This window comes from Paracoccus sp. (in: a-proteobacteria) (genome assembly GCF_035556475.1).
Taxonomy (GTDB): domain Bacteria; phylum Pseudomonadota; class Alphaproteobacteria; order Rhodobacterales; family Rhodobacteraceae; genus Paracoccus.
The window spans coordinates 1-6079 of record NZ_DATMFA010000084.1; the positions used below are offsets into that span (position 1 = coordinate 1).

The following is a 6079-nucleotide window of genomic DNA, read 5'->3' on the forward strand; positions in this document are numbered from 1 at the left end:
GGCTCTTGGGAAAGAAGGGCCTTAGCCGCTCCATCTGCGCCTCGCTCAGCCAGAAAAAATTGCCCATCGGTCAGTTCTCCTTGCGGAGCCTGAAACACGCCAAAGGCACGAAATCAATGGGTCTGGAGCCTGGGACGGCGAAACGTGCCGATTCGGAATGTCGGCTGCTATGTTCCGGGGGGGAAATATCCGCTGCTGGCCTCGGCCCATATGACGGTGCTGACCGCCAAGGTCGCGGGCTGCGGGCGCGTCATCACCTGCGCCCCGCCGTTCAAGGGCAAGATCGCCGAAAAGATTGTCGCAGCTCAGGCACTCGCCGGCGCGGACGAGATCTATTGCCTCGGCGGTGTGCAGGCGATCGCCGCCATGGGCCTTGGCACCGAGAGCATCGATCCGGTCGACATGCTGGCCGGTCCCGGCAATGCCTATGTGGCCGAGGCCAAACGCCTGTTGTTTGGCCGTGTCGGGATCGACCTGTTTGCTGGCCCGACCGAGACGCTGGTCATCGCCGATGACACGGTCGACGGCGAGATCTGCGCCACCGATCTGCTCGGTCAGGCCGAGCATGGCGCCAATTCCCCCGCCGTGATGATCACCAATTCCGAGAAACTGGTCCGCGACACGCTGGCCCAGATCGAGCGTCTGCTGGCCATCCTTCCAACCGCCGAAATCGCACGCAAGGCATGGGAGGATTACGGCGAGATCATCCTTTGCGACACGCTGGACGAAATGGTGGCCGAGGGCGACCGCATCGCTTCCGAACATGTTCAGGTGATGACTTCGGACCCCGACTACTTCCTGAACAACATGACCAACTACGGGGCCTTGTTCCTTGGTGCCCGCACGAATGTTGCCTTCGGCGACAAGGTCATCGGCACCAACCACACCCTGCCGACGCTCAGGGCCGCGCGCTATACCGGCGGGCTCTGGGTCGGCAAGTTCCTGAAAACTTGCACCTATCAGAAGGTTCTGACCGACGAGGCCTCGGGCATGATCGGCGCCTATGCCTCGCGCCTATGCCACATGGAGGGCTTCGTCGGCCATGCCGAGCAGGCCAATATCCGCGTCCGCCGCTACGGCAAGCGCAATGTCGGATACGGGGCCGCCGTCGATGCCTGATCCCATTTCATCCCGAGACGCGCGGAACGCCGCCGGGCTTTCTCATCTCATCCAACACGGGGAATCCACCATGAGAAAACTGTCTTCTGCCCTGATCGCCAGCACGCTGGCTCTGGCCACCGCCCTGCCGGCGCGCGCCGAAACCAAGATCGAGGTGCTGCATCACTGGGTCTCGGAAAGCGAGGTTGCGGCGCTGAACACCATCCGCGAGGCGCTGGCTGCCAAGGGCTATGGCTGGCAGGACAGCGCGGTCGGCGGCATGTCCGGCGGTAATATGCAGCAAGCTCTGCGGTCGCGACTGGCTGCGGGCAACCCGCCCGGCGCGATGCAGTTCATCGGCTGGGAGGGCATCGACTGGTCCTCCGAAGGAGTGATGCGCGACCTGAACGACCTCGACAAGGCCAATGGCTGGCAGGCGACGATCGCGCCGCAGGTTCTGCCCTTTGTCAAGAATGGCGATAACCTGATCGCGGTGCCGATCAACATGCACCGCCAGAACTGGGTCTGGGCCAACAAGGCCGCTTTCGACAAGGCCGGGATCGAACAGCCCAAGACCTGGGCCGAGCTGATCGCCGATGGCGAGAAGCTGAAGGCCGCGGGCATCATCCCCCTCGCGATTGGCGACGAGCCTTGGCAAATTCAGGTGGTCTTCGACGCTCTCGTCTCGGATATCGGCGGCCCCGATTTCTACCGCAAGGCGCTGGTCGATCTGGATCCCGAGGCGCTCAACTCGGATACGATGAAACAGGTCTTCGACACGCTGCGTCAGGTACGCGGTCTGGTCGATGACGGCTTTAACGGCCGCGACTGGGCGGTCGCGACCGGCATGGTGATCGACGGGCAGGCCGCGATGCAGGTCATGGGCGACTGGGCCAAGGGCGAGTTTCTGGCAAAGGGCCTGAAACCGGGCACCGATTTCCTGTGCTTTGCGACACCGTCGGAAACGCCCTCCTTCCAGTTCGTGATCGACAGCTTCGGCATGTTCAAGGTCTCGGACCCCGAAGTGTCAAAGGCGCAGGTGGCGCTGGCCGAAGTCGTCATGGATCCCAAGGTTCAGCATGACTTCAACCTGATCAAGGGTTCGATCCCGGCCCGCACCGATCTTGGCGTCGACGATTTCGACGATTGCGCCAAGAAGGGCTTCGAGGAGCGCGCGACGGCGATCGAAAGCAATGCGATGCTGGGCGGGGCGACACATGGCTTTGCGGCGCAGCCGCAATTCGCGGCCGTGTTCGGCGACGTCGCCGCCCAGTTCTTCGTCAACGAAATGTCCTCCGAGGACGCAGTGCAGTTGCTGGTCGATGGCATCGATAACGCCCGCTGATCCGCAGCCCGCCGATCTCAGGATCGGCGGGTCCACCCCAACCCCGCGGAGGACCGTCATGGCCCGAAGGAAAAGCATCACGGACCGGTTCGCCGACTGGTTGCCGCGTCTGGTCTTGGCGCCAAGTCTTCTCGCGGTCATTGTGGGGGTCTATCTCTTTATCGCTTGGACCGGCTGGATCTCGCTCTCGTCCTCCAAGATGGTGCCGCAATACGATTTCGTCGGGCTGGAGCAATATTACCGGCTCTGGGCCACGCCGCGCTGGCACACCGCCGTCGCGAACCTCTTCATATTCTCGGCGCTGTTTCTGACCGTGACCATCGCGGTCGGGCTGCTCATGGCGATCCTGCTTGATCAGAACATCCGGGCCGAGGGCGCGCTGAGGGCCATCTACCTCTATCCGATGGCTTTGTCCTTCATCGTGACGGGCACCGCTTGGAAATGGATCCTGAACCCCAATCTCGGCATCCAGAAGGTGGTGAATGGGCTCGGCTGGGAGAGCTTCGTCTTCAACTGGATCACCCAGCCCGATTTCGCGATCTATACCATCGTGATCGCGGCGGTCTGGCAAAGCTCGGGCTTCGCCATGGCGATCTTTCTGGCCGGGCTGCGGGGCATCGACAATTCGGTGATCAAGGCCGCCCAGATCGAGGGGGCATCCCTGCCCCGCATCTATGCCAGCATCATCGTCCCCATGCTGCGCCCGGCCTTTCTGTCGGTGATCGTCCTCCTGAGCTATATCTCGATCAAGAACTTCGACCTCGTGCTCGCGATGACCAATGGCGGTCCGGGTAGCGCGACTGAGGTGCCCTCGACCTTCATGTTCTCTTCGGTCTTCCGGCGAAACCAGATGGGCGTCGGCGCGGCAAGCGCGATAATGATGCTGATGACCGTCGCCGCGATCATCGTCCCCTATCTCTACTCCGAGCTGAAGGAGGATCGCCATGGCCATTGAATATGGCTCTGCCGCGCGTTCGCGCATGATCGGGCGGATGATGATATATGGCGGGTTGATCGGGCTTGCGGGTTTCTACCTCATGCCGCTCTGGGTCATGGTCGTGACCTCGCTGAAGCCGCTGGACGAAATCTATGGTGGCTCCTTCATCGGGGTGCCGAAGATCCTGACCTTCGAGGCCTGGGCCAAGGCATGGAGCCAGGCCTGCATCGGCACCGCCTGCACCGGGCTGAAGCCCTATTTCGTCAATTCGCTGATGATGGTCATCCCGGCCGTCCTGCTTTCAACCGGGATCGGCGCGCTGAATGGCTATGTCCTGACGAAATGGCGCTTCAGGGGCTCGAACCTGATCTTCGGATTGCTGCTGTTCGGCTGCTTCCTGCCGTTTCAGGCGGTGATCCTGCCCATGGCGCAGGTTCTGGGCAAGCTGGGCCTGTCGGGGACCTGTCGGGGACCATTCCGGGCCTCGTGCTGGTCCACACGGTCTATGGCATCTGCTTCACGACGCTCTTCTTCCGGAACTACTTCGTCACCATCCCGGATGAGCTGACCAAGGCGGCGCAGATCGACGGCGCGGGATTCTTCCGCATCTTCTTCTCGATCATGCTGCCAGCGGCACTGCCGATCATGGTCGTCTCCTGCATCTGGCAATTCACCCAGATCTGGAACGACTTCCTGTTCGGCGTCTCGTTCACCGCAGGTGAATCGTCACCCGTGACCGTCGCGCTGAACAACGTGGTGAACGTGACCATGGGCCGCAAGCAATACAATGTCGACATGGCCGCCGCCATGATCGCCGCCCTTCCCACCCTTTTCGTCTATGTCGTCGCGGGCCGCTATTTCGTCCGTGGACTGACTGCCGGCGCAGTGAAAGGCTGACCGATGGCTACTCTGGAAATAGACCGTGTCCGCAAGGCCTATGGCACGATGGAGGTACTGAAAGAGGTCAGCATCTCCATCGGCAGCGGCGACTTCCTCGTCCTGCTTGGCCCCTCGGGCTGCGGAAAATCCACGCTGCTCAATATGATCGCGGGGCTTGAGACGATTACCGGGGGCGAGATCCGCATCGACGGCGATACCGTCAACGACCTTTCGCCCAAGGACCGCGACATCGCGATGGTGTTCCAATCCTATGCGCTCTACCCGACGATGACGGTGCGCCAGAACATCGAATTCGGCATGAAGATCCGGGGCGTCCCGCCTGCGGAGCGTGAGCGCGCGACCCGCGAGGCGGCCGAACTGCTGCAGATGTCGCATCTGCTGGACCGCAAGCCCTCGCAGCTGTCGGGGGGCCAGCGCCAGCGGGTCGCGATGGGCCGCGCGCTCGTCCGTCACCCCAAACTGTTCCTCTTCGACGAGCCGCTGTCGAACCTCGACGCTAAGCTGCGCGTCGACATGCGGACCGAGATCAAGCGCCTGCATCAGCGCCTTGGCACCACCATCGTCTATGTCACCCATGACCAGATCGAGGCGATGACGCTCGCCACCCGCGTCGCGGTGATGAAGGACGGCATCGTCCAGCATCTGGACGAGCCGCAATCCGTCTATGACCGCCCGGCCAATGTCTATGTGGCGCGTTTCGTCGGCTCGCCCGCGATGAACATCATCCCCGGCAGGCTGGAGGATGGACCGAGTGGGCCGGTGCTGGTGATGGACCAACCGAATGGCGGCAAGTCGCGCATCTCGGGCGTGGCAATCAGCGATGATGCCCGCCGACGCTATGCGGGCCAGCTAGTTCTGATTGGCATCCGCCCCGAGGGCTTTTCGGTCGCGGCGGGAGATGCCAATGGCGTCGAGGCGATGATCGAGGTGGTCGAGCCGACCGGCCCCGACACGCTGGCCAACTTCACCTTGGGCGGCAGCGATGTCATCGCGCGTCTCGCGCCACTCGCCGTCCGCGCAGGACAGACGGCAAGGCTTGCAGTCGAGACTGCGAAGGTGGTCCTCTTCGACCCCAAGACTGAACTGCGCATTGACTGAGGCAAGTGGAATGACCACCGACAGCGACGTCATCATCATCGGCTCGGGCATTGGCGGCAGCACACTCGCTTCGGCCATTGCGCCCTCGGGGCTGCGGGTCCTGATCCTCGAAAGGGGGGAGCACCTCCCCGACAGCCCGGATGCTCGCGACGATGTCGCGATCTTCGAGAAGGGAGTCTACCGCTCGTCCGAGGAATGGACAGGGTCGGACGGGCAGAAATTCCTGCCTGGCAACTACTACTATGTCGGCGGCAATTCGAAATTCTACGGCGCGGTCATGTATCGCTACCGCGCCGAGGATTTCCGGCCAAGGCGGCATCTGCGCGGCAATTCCCCCGGTTGGGACATATCCTATGCCGAGATGGAGCCCTGGTATGCCAAGGCCGAGGCGCTGTTCCGCGTCCGCGGGACCGCGCAGGAGGACCCGACCGAGCCTCCCCGGTCGGGTTCCTACCCCTTCCCCCCCGTGCCCGATGAACCGGCTCTGCGGCTGGTGCGCGAGCGGCTCACGCGCGCCGGGGTCCATCCGGCAAGCCTACCCCTTGCCATCGACATTGAGGCCTGGCTGGCGCGGGGAAAAACGGGCTGGGACGCCTTCCCGAATACCGGCGGTGCGGGCAAGATCGATGCCGAAGTCGGCCCGCTCGCCGAAGCGCTGAAGCACCCGAATGTCTCCCTGATGACCGGGGCGCAGGTGATCC

General features: G+C 63.0%; 4 protein-coding genes and 2 pseudogenes. All 6 read left to right on the forward strand.

The genetic code is table 11. From position 1 onward, the window contains the following. Positions 1–129 precede the first annotated feature (129 nt). Positions 130–1119, forward strand: a pseudogene (gene hisD, locus VNQ78_RS10975) (histidinol dehydrogenase); the annotation flags it as partial. Positions 1120–1189: 70 nt separating this feature from the next. Next, a complete protein-coding gene (locus VNQ78_RS10980; protein ID WP_325689601.1) occupies positions 1190–2443 on the forward strand; it encodes an ABC transporter substrate-binding protein in 1254 nt (417 codons plus the stop codon). A 58-nt stretch (positions 2444–2501) separates the two neighbouring features. Beyond that, a complete protein-coding gene (locus tag VNQ78_RS10985; protein WP_325689604.1) occupies positions 2502–3398 on the forward strand; it encodes a sugar ABC transporter permease in 897 nt (298 codons plus the stop codon). 25 nt (positions 3399–3423) lie between these two features. Beyond that, positions 3424–4277 (forward strand): annotated as a pseudogene (locus VNQ78_RS10990) (carbohydrate ABC transporter permease). A 3-nt stretch (positions 4278–4280) separates the two neighbouring features. Continuing rightward, positions 4281–5378 (forward strand): sn-glycerol-3-phosphate ABC transporter ATP-binding protein UgpC, encoded by a 1098-nt coding sequence (locus tag VNQ78_RS10995; RefSeq protein WP_325689606.1) that lies wholly within the window; start codon positions 4281–4283, stop codon positions 5376–5378. Between the two features lie 10 nt (positions 5379–5388). Further along, a partial coding sequence (locus VNQ78_RS11000) for an NAD(P)-binding protein (RefSeq protein WP_325689608.1) occupies positions 5389–6079 on the forward strand: 691 nt, incomplete at its 3' end.